Source organism: Salegentibacter maritimus (assembly GCF_016236915.1).
Taxonomy (GTDB): Bacteria; Bacteroidota; Bacteroidia; order Flavobacteriales; family Flavobacteriaceae; genus Salegentibacter; species Salegentibacter maritimus.
Window position 1 is genome coordinate 243,578 of record NZ_JAEHOK010000001.1, and the last position, 19,316, is coordinate 262,893.

21 protein-coding genes are annotated in these 19,316 nt (G+C 36.3%); 4 read left to right on the forward strand and 17 right to left on the reverse strand.

The genetic code is table 11. The features are described from left to right. The first annotated feature begins 68 nt into the window (after window positions 1–68). Complete coding sequence (locus tag I6U49_RS01115; protein ID WP_198627256.1) at window positions 69–1,115, forward strand: hypothetical protein; 1,047 nt, start codon at window positions 69–71, stop codon at window positions 1,113–1,115. An 11-nt stretch (window positions 1,116–1,126) separates the two neighbouring features. Here the strand turns inward: I6U49_RS01115 and I6U49_RS01120 are convergent, their stop codons facing one another. Beyond that, window positions 1,127–1,672: a Smr/MutS family protein gene (locus I6U49_RS01120; protein ID WP_198627257.1), complete on the reverse strand. Its 546-nt coding sequence runs from the start codon at window positions 1,670–1,672 to the stop codon at window positions 1,127–1,129. Then, entirely contained in the window at window positions 1,672–1,869 is a 198-nt protein-coding gene (locus tag I6U49_RS01125; RefSeq protein ID WP_198627258.1) for a hypothetical protein, read from the reverse strand. The genes I6U49_RS01120 and I6U49_RS01125 overlap by 1 nt, the downstream gene beginning before the upstream one ends. 76 nt (window positions 1,870–1,945) lie before the next feature. On the opposite strand from I6U49_RS01125, the gene I6U49_RS01130 reads away from it, so the two are divergent. The 3 genes from I6U49_RS01130 to I6U49_RS01140 are packed head-to-tail and all read left to right on the forward strand — an operon-like array spanning window position 1,946 to window position 4,327. Next, window positions 1,946–3,691 carry a T9SS type A sorting domain-containing protein gene (locus I6U49_RS01130; protein ID WP_198627259.1) on the forward strand — a complete coding sequence of 582 codons (1,746 nt, stop codon included), beginning with the start codon at window positions 1,946–1,948 and terminating at the stop codon, window positions 3,689–3,691. Further along, window positions 3,691–3,987 (forward strand): DUF2752 domain-containing protein, encoded by a 297-nt coding sequence (locus tag I6U49_RS01135; RefSeq protein ID WP_232804603.1) that lies wholly within the window; start codon window positions 3,691–3,693, stop codon window positions 3,985–3,987. The genes I6U49_RS01130 and I6U49_RS01135 overlap by 1 nt, the downstream gene beginning before the upstream one ends. Window positions 3,988–3,997: 10 nt before the next feature. Continuing rightward, window positions 3,998–4,327 (forward strand): CCC motif membrane protein, encoded by a 330-nt coding sequence (locus I6U49_RS01140; protein WP_198627260.1) that lies wholly within the window; start codon window positions 3,998–4,000, stop codon window positions 4,325–4,327. Window positions 4,328–4,458: 131 nt separating this feature from the next. Here the strand turns inward: I6U49_RS01140 and hisIE are convergent, their stop codons facing one another. The 15 genes from hisIE to sucD form a co-directional block, all read right to left on the reverse strand. Beyond that, entirely contained in the window at window positions 4,459–5,076 is a 618-nt protein-coding gene (gene hisIE, locus I6U49_RS01145; protein WP_198627261.1) for a bifunctional phosphoribosyl-AMP cyclohydrolase/phosphoribosyl-ATP diphosphatase HisIE, read from the reverse strand. Between the two features lie 272 nt (window positions 5,077–5,348). Then, window positions 5,349–6,104 carry an imidazole glycerol phosphate synthase subunit HisF gene (gene hisF, locus I6U49_RS01150; RefSeq protein WP_198627262.1) on the reverse strand — a complete coding sequence of 252 codons (756 nt, stop codon included), beginning with the start codon at window positions 6,102–6,104 and terminating at the stop codon, window positions 5,349–5,351. Between the two features lie 53 nt (window positions 6,105–6,157). Next, a complete protein-coding gene (gene hisA, locus I6U49_RS01155; RefSeq protein ID WP_198627263.1) occupies window positions 6,158–6,895 on the reverse strand; it encodes a 1-(5-phosphoribosyl)-5-[(5-phosphoribosylamino)methylideneamino]imidazole-4-carboxamide isomerase in 738 nt (245 codons plus the stop codon). 49 nt (window positions 6,896–6,944) lie between these two features. Continuing rightward, entirely contained in the window at window positions 6,945–7,310 is a 366-nt protein-coding gene (locus tag I6U49_RS01160; RefSeq protein WP_198627264.1) for a four helix bundle protein, read from the reverse strand. A 12-nt stretch (window positions 7,311–7,322) separates the two neighbouring features. Continuing rightward, the gene (gene hisH, locus I6U49_RS01165) at window positions 7,323–7,916 is read right to left on the reverse strand and encodes an imidazole glycerol phosphate synthase subunit HisH (RefSeq protein WP_198627265.1); all 594 of its coding nucleotides are present in this window, start codon (window positions 7,914–7,916) and stop codon (window positions 7,323–7,325) included. Between the two features lie 174 nt (window positions 7,917–8,090). After that, window positions 8,091–9,233: a bifunctional histidinol-phosphatase/imidazoleglycerol-phosphate dehydratase HisB gene (hisB, locus tag I6U49_RS01170; RefSeq protein ID WP_198627266.1), complete on the reverse strand. Its 1,143-nt coding sequence runs from the start codon at window positions 9,231–9,233 to the stop codon at window positions 8,091–8,093. 4 nt (window positions 9,234–9,237) lie between these two features. After that, entirely contained in the window at window positions 9,238–9,549 is a 312-nt protein-coding gene (locus I6U49_RS01175) for a GIY-YIG nuclease family protein (RefSeq protein ID WP_198627267.1), read from the reverse strand. A gap of 53 nt (window positions 9,550–9,602) precedes the next feature. Beyond that, window positions 9,603–10,676: a histidinol-phosphate transaminase gene (gene hisC / locus I6U49_RS01180; RefSeq protein ID WP_394370297.1), complete on the reverse strand. Its 1,074-nt coding sequence runs from the start codon at window positions 10,674–10,676 to the stop codon at window positions 9,603–9,605. A gap of 108 nt (window positions 10,677–10,784) precedes the next feature. Next, window positions 10,785–12,068 (reverse strand): histidinol dehydrogenase, encoded by a 1,284-nt coding sequence (gene hisD, locus I6U49_RS01185; RefSeq protein WP_198627268.1) that lies wholly within the window; start codon window positions 12,066–12,068, stop codon window positions 10,785–10,787. Between the two features lies 1 nt (window position 12,069). Next, the gene (hisG, locus tag I6U49_RS01190) at window positions 12,070–12,933 is read right to left on the reverse strand and encodes an ATP phosphoribosyltransferase (RefSeq protein ID WP_198627269.1); all 864 of its coding nucleotides are present in this window, start codon (window positions 12,931–12,933) and stop codon (window positions 12,070–12,072) included. Window positions 12,934–13,292: 359 nt separating this feature from the next. Further along, window positions 13,293–14,591, reverse strand: coding sequence for a serine hydrolase domain-containing protein (locus I6U49_RS01195; RefSeq protein ID WP_198627270.1), 1,299 nt, complete (start codon window positions 14,589–14,591; stop codon window positions 13,293–13,295). Window positions 14,592–14,601: 10 nt separating this feature from the next. After that, complete coding sequence (locus tag I6U49_RS01200) at window positions 14,602–15,420, reverse strand: prohibitin family protein (RefSeq protein WP_193709681.1); 819 nt, start codon at window positions 15,418–15,420, stop codon at window positions 14,602–14,604. Window positions 15,421–15,433: 13 nt separating this feature from the next. After that, entirely contained in the window at window positions 15,434–17,458 is a 2,025-nt protein-coding gene (locus I6U49_RS01205; RefSeq protein WP_198627271.1) for a VWA domain-containing protein, read from the reverse strand. 77 nt (window positions 17,459–17,535) lie between these two features. Then, window positions 17,536–18,282, reverse strand: coding sequence for a 3-oxoacyl-[acyl-carrier-protein] reductase (gene fabG / locus I6U49_RS01210; RefSeq protein ID WP_198627272.1), 747 nt, complete (start codon window positions 18,280–18,282; stop codon window positions 17,536–17,538). 130 nt (window positions 18,283–18,412) lie between these two features. Next, window positions 18,413–19,288: a succinate--CoA ligase subunit alpha gene (gene sucD, locus I6U49_RS01215; protein ID WP_198627273.1), complete on the reverse strand. Its 876-nt coding sequence runs from the start codon at window positions 19,286–19,288 to the stop codon at window positions 18,413–18,415. Window positions 19,289–19,316 lie beyond the last annotated feature (28 nt).

Consider the following 19,316-nt stretch of genomic DNA (forward strand, 5'->3'; position numbering starts at 1 on the left):
AAAAGAACCTACCCTAAAAATCCTTAATTCCGCTATTTTTGTTTCAGTTTGAATATATGCGCATACCTATGAAAAAGATTTTTGCAGCCCTGCTATTTAGCTTTACCCTCTACTCCTGTGACGATGGGGACATTACCGTAACCAGTTTTGATTTGGAAGACAGTGATTTAAGCATTTGTGAAATTGATGATAAGAAGGTGCTTTGGGTAGTAAATAATGAAGATGTTTATGAATCTATGTCGTTAGAACTGGACGACAGCGCTTTAAACGATAGCCTTACAAATGTCTTAACTTTAAATGTTGAGGATACTATAGAGATTAGCCTTAGCGGTGAAAAAAACCGATTGGTTTATAGAATTTACGATGCCGAAATTAATGGAAGTAAATATTTTTGCCAGGGAGTCCCTCCCGGGTCCCCAAGGGTTTTAGAGGAATATGTCTCTGCAGGAGGAACTGTAACCATCACTACCAGTTTTAACGATCTTGGCTTAAATGAAGATGCAGATGCCGATGGTGATGGCATACCGAATGCTGAAGAAGGTTTTGACCCCAATGGAGGTAATCACCTGGATACCGATGGTGATGGCATCCCTGACTATTTAGATATTGATGATGATAATGATAATGTACCAACCGCAAGTGAAAAAGATGCCGATCCCGGCGAACCAGCCACAGAAAACGGCTATTTAGATACCGACGAAGATGGGATTCCAAATTATCTGGACTCAGACGATGATAATGATGCTGTGCTAACACGGCACGAAGTGGAGGAGGAAAATATACAAAGAGCCATAGATGAAAATGATGATGGTTTTCTAAGCCCCGAGTTAACCGCTGAAGTAGACGGACTTGGAAATTATTTAAATAAAGAAATTTCTTCTCCAAGTTTTGAGCACGAGCTTCAATTAGACCATTCTATTGAACGGGATTATAGATCTGTTATAGTAATTAGGGATTTCAACCTAATTCGCCAGGATGGCAGCGGGGAAGATATTCGTTTTGATTCTTATAACCTGGGGAGGTTGGTAGCAAACGGTATTCTCTTTAAACAACTAACAAACCGCCAACAGGAATTACAGGATGCAGAAGAGGAGAATGAAGAAGGAACAGAATAAAACCCTGGTAATTAGGCATTCTGAAAAATATAGACTTCGGTAGCGCCCAGACCATATTTTTGATAATCGGCGTCATAGAATTTTAGATTATCGTAGCGCCCAAGGAAAAAGTCGAGTTCAGCTTTGAGCACGCCTTCACCTACCCCGTGAATAAACACAATTTTTTGAATGCGTTTGCTAATTGCAAATTCCAGTTGTCTTTTGGCAGTTTCCATTTGCAGGTTCAACATATCGTGATTACTCATTCCGCGGGAAGACCTGGTTAGCTTTTCTATATGCAAATCTACTTCCATAGGAGGTAAATTTCGCTCTTTGGGCTTTATACGTCGGGATTTGGGTTTTGGAGGTAATTTCTTTTCCTTTAAAACCTCATCAAAATCTACGTCTCCCGGCATTACATCTATAGAAGTTTCTATTTTCACCAATTCTTCCCTGTTAAAATCCATTTCAAAACCATCGGTGGTCTCTATATAAACTTTATCGGCTTCAGTCTTTAATACATAGCCTTCTAAGACATCGTCTAAAACCGCAACTTTATCTCCCTTTTTGAACTCCATTATTCCTTATTTTCATCTTCTTTATGATCGTCTTTCGTTTCTACCCAAAAATTGGTAGCACGATATAGACCTAGCATAATAGTAATCAGGCCAATAATCTTAAAATATGGATGGGTATTTTCAGCAGCGATAGCATATAGTAAAAGGCCACCACCTACTACGATTAAAATTGTATTTAGTACTTGAGAATTGTTCATTATTTTACCTGTTATCCCTTATTTTAAAGCTGTTAAAAAAAACGGTTATTGTATTTGCTGCAAAGTTACAGGAATTATGAGGCAAATTTACTTCTTAGCTTTTATTTTCTCGTTTTCCTACGGAAATGCCCAACTGCATATTACTCCTTCCCAAACGGGAGATTCTTATATTTACCTTAGTGATAGATTGTTATATATTGAAGATAATATAAACTTAGAAAAGAACCATTCTCCCGATACTGAAGCCAGTATTTATTTACGCAAGGAATCTCAATTACTACAAGGTGTAAAAAGCACTAATAATAATTCGGGGAACGGTTGGATTTCGGTTTTTCAGGAAGGCACCTCTAATGCTTTCGATTATAATTACTGGTCGCTACCGGTCTCTAACAATATAAGCACTAACCAATTTGGCGCAGTAATCTTCCAGCCAAAAACAAAAACCAGAAGCCTACCCGCATTAATTACCAATAATTTAGAAGGGAATGCTAATCCTTTAAAAATTTCTACACGATGGATTTATAAATTTTCGGGTAGCAGCTACGAAGATTGGACATATATAGGAAATAATTTTGATGTAAAACCGGGAGAAGGTTTTACGATGAAAGGTGTAAATGGTAGCGATCACAACCTAATAAATGGTATAGAAAACAATCCCGGAAACCGACAACGCTACGATTTTAGAGGTTTACCCAATGATGGAGAAATAAAAGTCCAAATAAAGAATAATAAAAGCGTTTTAGTAGGCAACCCTTATCCTTCGGCCCTTCATTTACAAAGTTTTTTGTTAGAAAATCCCAACAGTACAGGAATAGCCTATTTCTGGGACTCCAGGGATAATGGAAACTCCCATTATCTAAAAGACTATGAAGGCGGTTATGGTTCGTATTCCCCGGGTGCCAATGCCTATGCACCGGCTGTTTTTAAAACTTATAATGATGGCGGTGCAGAAACAGGAAATTCGGGAGCAAATGGCAAGCATATAGCCCGGGAGTACAGTCCCATAGGCCAGGCATTTATGCTTACAGGAAAAAGTGACGGCTATATTTCGTTTAAAAATTCACATAGAAGATTTCAAAAAGAAAATGGCCTAAATTCTGAATTTAAAAATCAACAAAGAAATGAGTTTCCTTTACTGAAACTCAATGTAAATTTTAACGATTTATATACGCGCAAGCTTTTATTGGCTTTTAGGGAAGACTCTTCCACAGAAGAAGATTGGGCTATGGACGCAAAAATTTATGGCATGCTAGACAACGATGCCGGCTGGAATATAGCAGAAGCCTTATATAATATTCAGGTTAGGCCTTTTAGAAAGAACGATAAGATCCCGCTGTATATAAACTTATCTGAAGCCTCCAAATTGAGTTTCAGTATGGAAAATATTCAGGGTTTTAAAGCAAAAGAAATCTTTGTTATTGATGCCTATTTAGAGACCTATAATTCTATTTCCGAAAACGAATTCACGATAGATTTAGAAAAAGGAAACTATAGTACACGTTTTTTTATTAGTTTTATGCAGGAAAAAGAGTACAGTCCTTTACCAAAGGAAAATGAAGTTGACCTGGAAATTACATCCCCGGAAGTAATTATTGCTCAAAATAATTCACTTTCACAATTGGAGGTAAAAATACTGCAAGCCAATTTAAAACAAATATTACTTTATAATCTTAATGGGCAAATGATATTTAAACAAAACATAGCAGGTGGAAGCAAAGGCTATAAATTATCTACTTCCGGTATTCGGGATGCCATCTATATTGTAAAGGTAATTTCTTCTGAAAACCTTGAATTCACCAGTAAAATTAGCATCAAAAACTAATGATGGAAGAATTTATGCTACCTTGCCTTAACAAGAGCCTTACCGGGATAGATTGCTTTGGTTGTGGGGGGCAACGTGCTTTGCTTATGGTTTTTAAAGCGGAGTTTACTCAGGCATTTTTTATGTTTCCTGCTATTTATCCTATTTTGACACTACTCGCTTTTCTAATTGTGAACCTTTTTGTAAAATTCAGATATGATTTTCAAATAAAAATTGCCCTTATTATTTTTAGTGGTGCAGTGATGCTTATAAGTTATTTAATAAAAATGAACATGTATTTTCAACTAACCCAATAAACCAAACTTTATGGAAAGACAACAACTACCTAACTCAACTTTAATTTTAATTTTCGGAATTCTCTCTATCATTGGCTGCTGCTGTTATGGCGTCGGTATAATTTTCGGGATCATCGCCCTGGTTATGGCAAAGAGAGCCACAGAAATATACAACGCCCAACCTGAATTATACACCGGTTACCAAAATGTAAAAACCGGAAAAATTCTTTCTATAATTGGTCTTGTAATAAGTTTAATTTATGTGATTTTTATGATTATAGCTTTAATTATATACGGTGGATTTGAAGGGTTGCAGGAAATACAAGAAGAGTTTGTAAGAGAGATGCAACAAAATCAATAAATTATCTTGATTCTAAAAAATAAAAAAAGCCTTTCTAAATAGGCTCTTTTGAGTAAACTGCCTCGTGCGATGCATTAAAAAGCCAGCTAAAATAGCTGGCTTTTATGTTTTAGGTTATGAAGATGGAAAATTTAATGTCGCTTTTCTAAAACGTTGGCAATATCTTTTAAAGAAAAACCTTTGGCCTGTAATAAAATTAAATAATGAAAAAGCAAATCGGCACTTTCATTTAAAAACAAATCATCATTATTATCCTTCGCTTCAATAACCGTTTCTACGGCCTCCTCGCCTACTTTTTGAGCTATCTTATTCATTCCCTCATCAAAAAGGGAAACCACATAAGAATTTTTATCCTCACGTAACCCGGGCTCTACCTCGCTCATTCTTTTTCGCTTGGCGATAATTCCTTCTAATTGAGATAGAAATCCAAAATTGGGCTCATTTTCTTCAGCCCAGCAAGTATCTGTTCCCTTATGGCAGGTTGGGCCTTCAGGGTTCACCGAGATTAACAAGGTATCGTTATCACAGTCGTTTTTAATAGTTACCAAATGGAGGTAATTACCGCTTTCTTCACCTTTTGTCCATAAACGATTTTTAGTTCTGCTAAAAAAAGTTACTTTTTTTGTTTCATTTGTTTTCAAAAAAGCCTCCTCATTCATATACCCTAACATTAGTACCTTTTTTGTAGATGCGTCCTGGATTATCGCCGGTACAAGTCCGTCGTTATTCTTATTAAAATCTATATTCATGTCTACTTTTCATTTTATAAATGTCATCCTGAATTTCTTTTCAGTGCCTGCCCCGATTTTTATCGGGATCTAATTATATTTTTTTGAATAGGAACTTTTTTTAAAAGCTTTAAAAAACATCATCTTAGACCGTAGCTTCGGGATTAATTTCAGGATCTAATATTTTATTTTAAACCACTTAGAAGCTGAAACAAGTTCAGCTTTACGAAATATAGCAATAATCAAGCTTGTTTCTCTATTCTATCTTCTATTCTCTTTTTTCTTGCTATTATTTAAAGCCTAACTTCCACGCCATTTCTACGAAGTTCTTCTTTTAAGTCTTTAATTTCAATTTCCTTAAAGTGAAAAACACTAGCGGCAAGGGCGGCGTCTGCTTTTCCTTTTATAAAAGCATCGGTAAAATGCTGCATAGTTCCCGCACCTCCTGATGCGATTATGGGTATATTTAAGTCTGAAGATAAAACTGCCAATGCTTTATTGGCGAAACCTTCTTTGGTTCCATCGTTATTCATGGAAGTAAATAGAATTTCTCCTGCTCCGCGTTCTTCCACTTCTTTTGCCCATTGAAACAAATTTACATCGGTGGGCACTTTTCCGCCTACCAGGTGTACTAACCATTCACCGTTTACCTGTTTGGCGTCAATAGCCACGGTAATACATTGACTCCCAAATTTAGCAGCAAGCTCGTTAATTAGGTCCGGTTTTTTGAATGCTGAAGAATTTATGGAAACTTTATCGGCTCCATTTTTAAGCAAAATATCCACGTCTTCTACAGATGAAATTCCACCACCAACGGTAAAGGGAATATTAACTTTTTCGGCAACCCGTCTCACCAAATCGGCCAGGGTATTTCGTTTTTCTTCCGTAGCCGAAATATCAAGAAAAACCAATTCATCTGCACCAGATTTTGCGTAGATTTCTGCTAGTTCAACCGGATCTCCGGCATCCCTTAAATCTATAAAATTTACGCCTTTTACGGTTCTTCCGTCTTTAATATCCAGGCAGGGTATAATTCGTTTTGTAAGCATTGTTTGTATATTAAAGTTCCTTTCTTTTTTAAGGGAAAGTAACCGGGGTACATTTAATTCTCTAAAATAAACTTCTCCAATTCTTTCATTTGAATACGACCTTCATAAATTGCCTTTCCAATTATGGTGCCTTCACAACCAAGTTCAGCCAGTTTGGGTAATTCGCTAAAGGTAGAAATTCCTCCTGAAGCTATAAGTTTTAGCTTTTTATCGTCTGAAGAAGTTTCTTCCAGAATTCTGCGGTACAGTTCAAAAGAAGGACCTTCCAGCATCCCATCTTTAGAGATATCGGTACAAATCACATAGTTTATACCTTCTTGCTGGTATTCCCTAATAAAAGGTATGAGTTCTTTATTAGATTCTTCCTGCCAGCCGCTAACCGCAATTTTTTCGTTATTGGCATCAGCTCCCAGGATTATTTTTTCAGGACCAAATTTCTTAATCCAGGATTTAAAAACTTCAGGATCTTTAACAGCAATACTACCACCGGTTATTTGCTGTGCGCCACATTCAAAAGCAATTTGTAAATCTTTATCGGTTTTTAATCCGCCACCAAAATCAATTTTTAAACTGGTTTTAGAAGCTATTTCTTCCAAAATTTTATGATTTACAATATTTTTTGATTTAGCACCATCCAAATCTACCAAATGTAAATACTGAATCCCGTGCGTCTCAAAGTTTTTGGCTACTTCTAGCGGATTTTCATTATAAATTTTCCTGGTATTGTAATCGCCTTTTGAAAGACGAACACATTTACCTTCAATAATATCTATAGCTGGAATTATTCTCATTTAAAGTACAAAGTTAGAAGTTTGAAATATGAAGTATTAAAAATTAAAATTATGTTTTCTTGTTTTGTTGTTTTCGTCTTGCTGTATTTATTGAGGCTACTGTAATGGCCAAAATCTCTTCCGCTTCACGGTGTAAGTTTTGAGCTTTTTTAATGTCTTTACCTTTCATGATTTCCATAAATAATTCAAGAAAATACATACTCTCGTCTGCTTCTTCTTCAACGATTTTAAGTTTATTTATAAAATCGGCAGTAGATTTGGCACGTTGAGAAGCTCTATAATTTGCTCCCACAGAACTTGAACAACGGATGAGTTGATTGGCAAAAGCATTATACTCTCTGGAATAAGGTATTTCTTTACAGAAAGACCAGCAATCTAATGCGAACTGTTTTGTTCTTTTTTTTAAGTCGTTCATTACTTCGTACTTTTAATTTCGTACTTCTAACTTCAAAAAATTTCCCAGAATTTTCTCGCCCGCGTCACTACTTTTTTCGGGATGAAATTGTACTCCATAAAAATTATCTTTTTGAATTGCCGAGGTATATTCTACTCCGTATTCAGTAGATGATATGGTTTCTAAACATTCCTTAACGTAAAAACTATGTACTAAATACACGAATTCTCCTTCTGAAATTCCGCTAAACAATGGGGATTTTAGATCATAAATTTTATTCCAACCAATTTGCGGAACTTTTAATTTATTATCGAATTTCACTACGTTGGCGTCAAAAATTCCGAGGCCATCAGTATCTCCTTCCTCGCAATATGTACACATTAACTGCATTCCAAGGCAAATTCCCAATACCGGCTGTTCTAAAGTTGGAATCACTTTATCTAAACCGGTAGACTTTAGCATTTTCATTGCGCTGCTGGCCTCACCTACTCCGGGGAAAATCACTTTATCTGCCGTTTTAATTTCTGCGGCATCGCTACTTAAAATCGCCTCGTAACCCAGTCGCTCTATCGCAAATTTTATACTTTGAATATTACCCGCCCCGTAATCTATTATTACTATTTTCATATTTTAGTTTTCAGTAGTAAGTACTATGTATTGAGATTCTTCATATCTTTTAACACACTACTTATATCTGTCATTTATTGGCTCCGTTAAAGGGTGTAATACCCCCCTGGCTTGCCTCGAAATTAAAATTTTGTTTCCAACGAATACCTCGTGGCCTTACCTCGAAATAGTTTACTATAACATTCCTTTGGTTGATGGCAGAATCATTTTTTCGGCATCTCGTTTTACCGCCACTTTAATTGCCTTGGCAAAAGCTTTAAATATAGCCTCAATTTTGTGGTGCTCATTTTGCCCCTCAGCTTTTACATTTAGGTTGGCCTTAGCACCATCGGTAAAAGATTTAAAGAAATGATAAAACATCTCTGTAGGCATTTTCCCCACCATTTCACGGTTAAATTCGGTTTCCCACACTATCCAATTTCTTCCGCCAAAATCTATAGCTACCTGGGCCAGGCAATCGTCCATAGGTAAGCAAAATCCGTAGCGTTCTATACCAAGTTTATTGCCCAAAGCTTTGCTAAAAACTTCTCCCAGGGCAATGGCGGTATCTTCAATGGTATGGTGCTCATCAACCTCTAAATCGCCCTTTACTTGAACCGTGAGATCCATTTGACCGTGACGGGCTATCTGATCTAGCATATGGTCAAAAAATGCAATTCCGGTACTAATATCAGATTTTCCGGTTCCATCTAAATTTAGTTGAATAAAGATATCGGTTTCATTGGTTTTCCTTGAAATTTCTGCCCTTCTATCCTTCAGCTTTAAGAATTCATAGATATCTTTCCAACTATCGGTTTTAAGAGCTATAGCTTCTTTAACTTTCTCCTGGTCATTCTTCACTTCATCGGTGGCCAAATCTTCATGTGTATCTATAAAAATACCTTTTCCACCAAAATTATAGGCAAACTCAATATCTGTAAGCCGATCGCCAATCATAAAAGAATTCTTTAGGTCGTATTCTTTTTCATTATTTAAATACTTTCCTTCTAAAAGCCCCGTATTAGGTTTTCGGGTAGGAGAATTATCTTTTGCGAAAGTACGGTCCATTAAAATTTCACTAAACTCCACGCCTTCATTTTTGAAAGTTTGAATGATAAAATTTTGAATAGGCCAAAAGTCTTTTTCCGGATAAGAGTCTGTGCCCAGGCCATCCTGATTGGTTACCATCACCAATTCAAAATCCAGTTCTTCAGCAATTTTTTTTAAATAGTACAAAGCTTCAGGGTAAAATTCCAATTTTTCAATACAATCTACCTGATAATCTTCCGGCTCGTGAATTAGGGTTCCATCACGATCTATAAATAATACTTTTTTCATAACTTTAGTTATGCCCTGAACTTGTTTCAGGGCCTTTTGAATTTAACTTTAGGCTTATTAAAGTTGGATTAAATTTCTTTATTAAATTCCATTTCCAGGATTTATGCCAGTTTTTCAATTGTTTCTCTCTTGCTTTAGCTAATCTGGAACTAGGTATAATTTCAAAATATATAAGATCAAAGACATTATAATCTCGTGTAAACTTCGCTCCTTTTCTTAAACGGTGCTGTCTTAGTCGGAATACAAGATTTTTTGTAGATCCTATATAAAGAACGCTTCTATTCTTATTGGTTAATATGTAAACATAGTTATTCATTTCTATCAAAAGAAGCTAAAAAAAGTTCAGTTTGACGAAAACTATACTTTTTATTATTCTATACTCTTTAAAGCTTCTATTAACTTTTTATTTTCCGCTTGGGTTCCAACAGTTAAGCGTAGTGTATTTTCGCAAAGCGGTTGCGTAGTGCGGTTTCTAATTACTATTCCTTTTTCTAACAATTGCCCATATCTTTTATTGGCATTATCTACTTTTACCAAAATAAAATTAGCATCAGATGGGTATATTTTCTCAACAAACCCAACATTCGCTAGAGCCTCACTTAAGAGGGTTCTTTCTTTAATTAAATCGGCTATTTCAGAAGCTACCTGCTCTTTTTTAAGCACTCTATCTAAAGCCCTTACTTGCGTTAATTCATTTACATTGTAAGGTGGTTTAATTTTATTTAAGATTTCAATAATTGCTGTAGAAGCATAGCAAATTCCTAAGCGTATTCCCGCCATACCATATGCTTTAGAAAGTGTTTGGGTAACTACCAGATTTTGATATTGCACGAGTTTATGTAACCAGCTTTTTTCTTCTGAAAAATCTATATAGGCCTCATCTACAATCACTAAACCATTAAAACTTCTCAGAATTTTTAAAATCTTTTCTTCTGAAAATGAATTACCCGTAGGGTTATTGGGAGAACATAAAAAGATCATTTTCGTATTTTGATCTACCGAATTCAGAATCTCTGTTACATTGGGTTCAAAATCTGAATTTAGCAAAACTTCCCTATTCTCTATATTATTGATATTGGCCAGTACTTTGTACATACCATAGGTAGGAGGCAAGGTAATTATATTATCATCTCCCGGCTCGCAAAATGCACGAAACAGCAAATCCAGTACTTCATCGCTTCCATTGCCCAGTAGAATATTTTCTGAAACAATACCTTTTAATTTCGCCAATTCAGCCTTTAGGTTACGTTGCTGCGGATCTGGATACCGATTTACATCGGTTTGAAACGGATTTTCGTTCGCATCTAAAAAAACCATTTCAGAACCCGTAGACTGGTATTCGTCCCTGGCGGAAGAATAAGGCTTTAAAACGGCCACATTAGGCCTTACCAGATTATTTATATTAAATTTATTCATTCTATTTGAATGGTCTTTAATCGTCATTCTGAATTTATTCTCTTCGTCACCCTGAACTCGTTTCAGGGTCTAAGATATAGACTGTTAGAACATATTAGATTCTGTAATAAATTCAGAATGACGATATTTTTAGTATTACTTTAATTCTTTTAATCGTAAGCTCACCGCATTTTTATGGGCTGCCAAACCTTCGGCTTCTGCCATTAATTCAATGGCAGGACCAATTCCGCGAATACCTTCTTCAGATATTTTTTGAAAAGTCATACTCTTCATAAAACTATCTAAGTTCACTCCGCTATATTGTTTGGCATAAGCATTTGTGGGCAGTGTATGGTTGGTTCCCGAAGCATAATCTCCGGCACTTTCGGGAGTAAAATTTCCTATAAAAACCGAACCTGCATTCTGAATACCTTCGGTGAAAAAACTTTCGTTAGTCGTACAAATAATAAAGTGTTCCGGGCCATATTCATTAATTAAATCCAGAGCATCTTTCTCTTTTTCAACATATATTAGCCTGGAATGGGCTATGGCCTTTTCAGCAATATCCTTTCTTGGTAAAACTGCTAATTGATTGGTTACTTCCTTCTCTACCTCTTCCATTAAACTTTTAGAGTTGGAAACAAGCACTACCTGGCTATCTGCCCCGTGTTCGGCCTGGCTTAACAAATCTGAGGCAATAAAAGCTGCATTGGCAGAATCATCGGCTAAAACAAGTAATTCAGAAGGGCCTGCCGGCATATCTATAGCCACATTATAACGAGTTGCCAATTGTTTCGCCACTGTAACAAACTGATTACCGGGACCAAAAATCTTATAGACCTTTGGGATGGTTTCGGTACCAAATGTCATTGCTGCAATTGCCTGAATCCCACCAACTTTATATATTTTAGTCACACCACATAATTCTACGGTATATAAAATGGCTGGATGTACATTTCCATTTTTATCTGGCGGCGTACACAGTACAACTTCTTCACAGCCGGCAATGTTTGCAGGAGTAGCCAACATTAAAATTGTAGAAAATAAAGGAGCACTTCCACCCGGGATATATAATCCAACTTTTTGAATAGCCCTTTTTTCCTGCCAGCACTTTACTCCATTAGTTGTCTCAACCTCTATTCTATCGGTTTTTTGTGCAGCATGAAATTTTTCGATATTGCTTTTAGCCAATTTGATAGCATCTTTCAATTCGTTGGAAACCTTAGCGGCAGCAGTAGTTACTTCTTCTTGTGTAACTTTTGTTTGCAAAAGATTTATTCCATCAAAAAGTTCGGTATATTTTGATATTGCGGTGTCCCCTTTTGTTTTTACTTCACTAAAAACCTGGTTTACGGTTTCTTCAATATCTTCTATAGTTTGCGTAGGCCTTTTTAAAATTTTAGCCCATTCAGACTTAGCAGGATTATAAAATTTTTCCATCTTAAAGTACCATTTTTTCTATAGGTGCAACTAAAATACCTTCGGCACCATTTTGTTTTAATTCATCTATTACCTCCCAGAAACGTTCTTCATTAATCACGGTATGAATAGAACTCCAGCCTTCATCGGCAAGCGGGAGAATTGTAGGACTTCTCATTCCAGGCAGTAATTCGATGATCTTTTCTAAATTTTCATTGGGAGCATTCAGTAAAATATATTTAGAAGTACGCGCATTTAAAACCGATTTCAATCTAAATTGCAATCTCTCTAGAATTTGCTGTCGTTCTTCTGAAATTTCAGGAGAAATAGCGAGCACGGCTTCACTCTTCAGCATAATTTCTACCTCTTTTAATCCGTTTTTAAACAAAGTGCTACCGCTGGAAACAATATCACAAATACCATCGGCTAACCCAATATTGGGAGCTATTTCTACCGAACCATTAATGATATGAAGTTCGGCTGTAATACCTTTCTTCTCCAGGAATTCATTTACCGTGTTAGGATAAGAAGTGGCAATTTTTTTGCCGTCAAGATCTTTAAGGCTATTGTACTCCATAGATTTTGGCACAGCCAAAGAAACACGACATTTTGAAAACCCAAGTTTTTCACCCTGAATAATATCTTTTCCTTTCTCAATTAGCACATTCTCGCCAATTATGGCTACATCAACCACTCCATCTCTTAAATACTGTGGTATATCACCATTTCTAAGATACATTACCTCTAACGGAAAGTTACGTGATGAAGCTTTAAGTTGTTCTTTTCCATTATCTATAGAAATACCGGCATCTTTCAGTATTTTGAGGGAATCTTCATTTAATCTACCCGATTTTTGAATAGCAATCCTTAATTTTTCCTGGCTCATTTTTTAAATTTCTTTTACGCTTTAGTTGTTGGTTATAAAGTAAACTATCTCGGGGCAAGCCCACGAGGCATTCGTTGAAAACAAATTTTTAATTTCGAGGCAAGCCTCGGGGTATTACACCCTTTGGCGGTGCCAATAAAAAAACCCGTTTGAATAGCTCAAACGGGTTTTAAATATGCTGAAAATTACAACACACCAAATTTACCTCGCCTGAGCGCAGTAATAAATATGATGGTGATGTAATTGAAAATTCTTCATTGTGATTACAAATCTAAATATAAATTTTAAACTGCAAAACAGCTTTCTTATTTTTTATAAATTTTTGTCTAAAACAATATAATTAATACTCAAATGTCAAATTAATCATCAATAGCACTAAAAAGCATTTGCCTGAATTTCCAGGCGGTTTCATCGCCGGTATTTCCCCGTGTTTGCTTCAACAAAATACCGATTACCTGCTCCTGGGGGTCGGCAAAATACTGCGTGTTAAAATAGCCACCCCAATCGAAAGTACCGGCACTTCCCTGCCCTCCGGTTATTTCTCCTGTTTCTGTTACCACGCCAAAAGCGAGACCGTAATACTGATTCGGAAAATTAAACTTTTCCCCAACCTGGTTCCCCATAATAATAGCTACTGTTTTTCGGCTTAACAAACGAGTACCATTATACTCCCCTCCATTTAAATACATTTGAAGAAATTTGGCGTAATCTTTTGCCGTACCCGATAGCCCTGCACCACCTGAAAAATAAGTACCATCTTTTGTTAATGGATAATTCGTATTATAAAATGTATTCGGAAAATTTGTCCATTTGCCATCTTTTCTATGTTGAATCGCCACCAGACGATCTTTTTTTGATGAAGGCTGATAAAATCTTGTATCGTTCATTTGAAGGGGATCAAAAATTCTTTCTTTCAGAAATATATCAAAATCCTGCCCTGAAATTACCTCGATAAAATAACCCAAAACATCTAACCCTACACTATATGTAAATTTTTCACCGGGTTCATGGTGTAAGGGCAAAGCGGCCATTTTCTTTATATTTTCACCAATGCTAATGTCTTCTTCGGTAAATAACTCGACTATTCCTGCCCTGGTGTAAATTTTCTTCATACGCTGATCGCCATCTATCCTTCCATAACCCAAGCCTGAAGTATGCGTTAAGAGATGCCGAATAGTAATTTCATTTTTAGCCGGTGTCGAGGTGTAACTACTGTCTGCTTCGTTAAAATCTTTTAAAATTACTGGATTTTCGAATTCGGGAATATACTTAGAGATAGGGTCGTCTAAACGAAACTTCCCTTCCTCCCATAGCATCATAACTGCAGTGGCTGTAATGGCTTTTGTTTGTGAAGCCAATCTAAAAATCGCATCTTTTTCAAGTTCTTTTCCCGATGCATTTGCATCTCCATAGGCTTTATGAAGAACAATTTTCCCATCCCTGGCAATTAGGGCAACTGCACCCGGTACTTGATTTTCATTTATGGCAAATTGAAGCATCTCTTCAATTTTCTGTATTCTTTCTGAAGATATTCCTACTTCAACAGGACTAGCTGTTTGAAGTGTCCCGGAATTGGTAACCGAAGTGGTTTGGGCAAAAACAGCAAGGCTTCCTATAAAAATAGAAAGCCTTGCAAAATTTAAGAAAATAGATTTCATTTTCATTATTTTAATTTCCTCCACCTAAAATTAAAGGCATTCCATCTTCACCCGAACCTATAATCACGGTTTTAGAATTACCCGATCTGGCCAATTCCAGCGTTGCCTGAATTCCTTTTTCTTTCAGGATATTTGGGGTTAAAGAGGCATTCAAGATATCGTTGGCTCGTGCTTTACCTTCAGCATCAATACGCTGTCTTTCTGCTTCTTGCTCAGCTTTAGTTAAACGAAATTCGTATTCCAAAGATTCTTGCTCCTGGCGTAGTTTACGCTCAATTGCATCTTTAATATTTGGCGGAAGGGATACATCTCGCACCAAAACTTCATTTACCTGCACATATTGATCTCTAAGTAAAATTTGAGTTTCTTCTAAAATTTCTTTCTGAATCGCTTCTCTTTTACTCGCATATAATTGCTCAGGATTATACCTTCCTACCACCGCCCTTGCGGCCGATCTAACTGCGGGCTGAAGTAAACGCTGAATATATTGCTCGCCTTTTTCTCTATGTAGTTTTCCCAGTTGCTCATAAGAAGGTTGAAACCAGGTAGAAGCATCTAGCTTAATTTCAAGACCATTAGAACTCAAAACCTGCATTTTTTCTTCTAAAGATTGTTGCCTTACTTCATAAACATACACTCTATTCCAGGGTGCTACAAGGTGAAAACCTTCATTTAAAGGCGGTTCATCGGTAACCACACCACCTCCAAAGGTTTTATACAAAACCCCTGCCTCACCAGAACCAATTGTAACGGTAGATTTTGCGACAAAAATTATTAAAATAACGATTCCTATAAGAATAGGAACTCCAAGCTTGGGTAATCTTTCCATATATAAATTAAATTTAAATTAATCCTTTATACTTTCTGTAAAACCATTCTATTGCCAGTATTAAAACCAGCAGAAATAGAAGGTAAAACCAGTCTATCAAAGGTACGTCTTTTTGTTGGCTTTTTTGAACAGGCTTGTATTTATCGGCATTTAAAAGCCTATTTATAAATTCTTGCGTTTGATTTTGGTAAAAAATCCTCGTTCCAGAATTTTCAGCTAAGGCCTGCATTGCATTTTTGTTAGCTGAAATAAATTTTTGCTCAATATTATAACTTATTACTTCAAAACTTCCCGAACGAGAAAGCCCGGTTTCTGCTTCGTTAACCTGAAAAGTATAAGTACCTGGTGGTAAACCACCTAAATCTACCTGGTAGGTATTATTTTTTAAGATAAATTGGGACTCAAAGCTGTTTAAAGAATCTTCTACCGTAATTAGTAAGTTAGCCTTTGGATCGAACTGATAGTTTTGATCGAAAAAATTCGCATTAATTATAGCCGATTCATTTTCATAAAAAAAAGACTCGTAATCTAAAGTTAATCGCTCTCGTTGCTTTGTAGAGGCCAGGTTTTGAACCAGTTTTCCGAAGAAATTATCAAAAGCTTCAAAAGATTTATCTTCCAAAAAGCTAGCCGAACGCCAACGCCAGATATTTTCTCCAAAAATATAGCCTATTTTACGCTGTGCATTGCCCTTTATAGCCAATAAAGGTTGTGTAGTTTCTACATTTTCAATTTCCTGAAAATAAATACTTTCAATACTATTACTTTCAAGCTCAATATTACCAAACTTATCTTCAAGCGGGGGGAAATTTGAAAAAACAGCATCTTCAAATTGAAACTGGTTAAAATTTGGATTTCTCACCGCGAATATTTCCTGATTTTGATTCGTAAAATCTTTTATTATAAAATCCTGAATATTATTTATAAAATTCCAATTGGTTTTTGTGCCGGTAATAAGAAGATAGTTTTGGTTATTCTTCTTCAACTCTTCAAAGACAGATAAAAAACCAGCATTGGGCTGGTATAATATTACTAACTGATAGTCTTCCAGGGTAAGGTTTTCACCAATATACTTAATGGCAAGCTGCCGTTGCTTGTTGGTTTCTACAGCCTTTTTAATGGCTCCTAAATCTGGATGCGACATAGCACTTAGCAGCAGAATTTCGGTACGCTCATCAATTACTTCTATCGCGAAACTTTTAATGTTGTTCGCCTGGTTTTTTTCGGTTGCCAAAGGCGCAATTTCAGCTTTATAAGAAAGTACTCCTAAATTTGTGGCGGGGAGTTGAGCCTGGATTATTACAGAACTATTTTCGTTATCTAACGAAACCTCTTCAGAGAAAATGACCTTTTCGTTTTCTTTAATAACAAACCTGGTATTTACCGCATCTTCTCCCGAGTATGAAATAAAGGCTTCAACCGGAAAACGATTATCCAAAAATGCATAATTATTTAGGTTTAACCTGATTAATTCCAGATCGGGATATTGTGTGGTATCGCCAATTACAAGAGGGTAAATTTCTGTATTTTTGGAATTGAAATATTCAAAATTACGACCGGAAGTTTGATTTCCATCGGATATTAGTGCAATAACCGATTTTCTTTTTTTAGAAAGTGCTTCAACCCCTTCTAATGCCGAAAAAATATTGGTTTCAGTATCCTTAAAGTCATTAATATCGCCCGATTTGAGTTCTTTTCCGAAGTTATACTGAACGAGATCAAAACGTTTATTTAATTTTTCGTTAGACTTAAAGCTTTCCAGTATAAGTTTAAGGCTATCTTCCTGCTTAAGATGATTTATAGACCAGGAATCGTCTGCCAACAAAATAAGCATAGGTTTTTCTAACTTATAGCTGATAAAACCAATTTTAGGGTTAATAAGCAGCAAAAGAAGTATAAAAACCGAAAAAAAGCGTAATGAAAAAAGAATATAAGTATCCCTACCTCTTTTTCTAGACTTATAGAGGTATTGAAAAAAAGCAAACCCCAGCGCAATAAATGCAGCCAGGGCGATAAATAAAATTTTAGATAACTCCATTAAAGTGAAGATAGTTAATCCTTTCCGGGTAAAAGTTAAAAGTTCTAATAACTAATCACTCTTAACTTCTAACCTATCTATGTATGCATCCCCCCATCTACGTGAAGTACCTGCCCGGTAACATAAGCACTTAAATCGCTCCCTAAAAACACACAGGCGTTAGCTATATCTTCTGGGCTTCCACCTCTTTTTAAAGGAATTGCCTGTCTCCAGCCATCAACTACATTGTCGTCTAACTTTTGAGTCATTTCTGTTTCTATAAATCCGGGGGCAATAACGTTGGTTCTAATATTTCTTGAACCAAGTTCCTGGGCCATAGATTTAGAAAAACCAATAATTCCGGCTTTTGAAGCAGCGTAATTTGCCTGACCCGCGTTACCGGTTACACCTACTACAGAACTCATATTAATAATGCTTCCCTTACGCTGTTTTAACATGGTACGTTGAACAGCTTTGGTCATATTAAAGATCGACTTTAGGTTCACTTCAATAACCTTATCAAAATCTTCTTCGCTCATTCGCATAAGGAGATTATCTTTTGTGATACCTGCATTATTTACCAGAATATCTATAGCCCCAAAATCTTCGGCTACATCTTTTATAAGTTGTTCGGCTTCTTTAAAACTCGCTGCGTTAGATTGATAGGCTTTGGCTTTTACCCCCAATTCGCCCAATTCGTCTGCCAATGCATTGGCAGACTCAGCTGAAGAATTATAAGTGAAAGCTACGTTAGCACCGTGCTGGGCAAAAACTTTAGCAATTCCCTTGCCTATTCCACGGCTACCACCGGTTATTATGGCATTTTTCCCTTCTAATAATTTCATATTTATAAAAAGATTGATGTTAATTAAACAGTTTCAAATATAACAAAAGCTAATACCAAGAAATAAAAAATCCTCCTGTATTTGGTGAAACACTAAATACAGGAGGATTTCAATATGATTTAGGAAGGTTTTAGCCCTTCATTACCTCGGCCACTTTTTTCCCAATTTCTGCCGGTGAATCTACTACATGAATTCCATTTTCTTTAAGAATAGCTTTCTTTGCTTGTGCAGTATCTTCGCTTCCACCTACAATAGCTCCTGCATGTCCCATAGTACGGCCAGCAGGTGCTGTTTCTCCGGCTATAAAACCTACAACCGGTTTTTTGTTTCCATTTTCTTTAATCCAGGTTGCGGCATCTGCCTCTAATTGACCTCCAATTTCACCGATCATTACAATACATTCGGTTTCCTCATCGTTCATCAATAATTCTACAGCTTCTTTGGTGGTTGTTCCAATAATTGGATCTCCCCCTATACCAATTGCAGTTGTGATTCCAAGACCTTGTTTTACTACCTGATCTGCAGCTTCATAAGTTAAAGTACCAGATTTAGAAACAATCCCTACTTTACCTTTTTTGAAAACAAAACCTGGCATAATACCAACTTTTGCTTCTCCGGGAGTTATTACACCTGGACAGTTAGGCCCTACCAAACGGCAATCTCTATCCTGAATATAATCGTAAGCTTTTACCATATCTGCCACCGGAATACCTTCGGTAATCGTGATAATTACTTTTATTCCGGCATCTGCTGCTTCCATAATAGCATCTGCTGCAAAAGCTGGTGGTACAAAAATTATAGAAACATCGGCTCCAGTTTTTTCAACAGCATCAGATACCGTATTGAAAACAGGCTTATTAAGGTGTTTTTGACCTCCTTTACCAGGAGTTACACCTCCAACCACGTTGGTTCCATACTCTATCATTTGTTCAGCGTGAAAAGTACCTTCGCTACCGGTAAATCCCTGAACTATTATTTTTGAATCTTTATTGACTAAAACGCTCATATTTTTTTTGATTTTGCGATTACAAAAG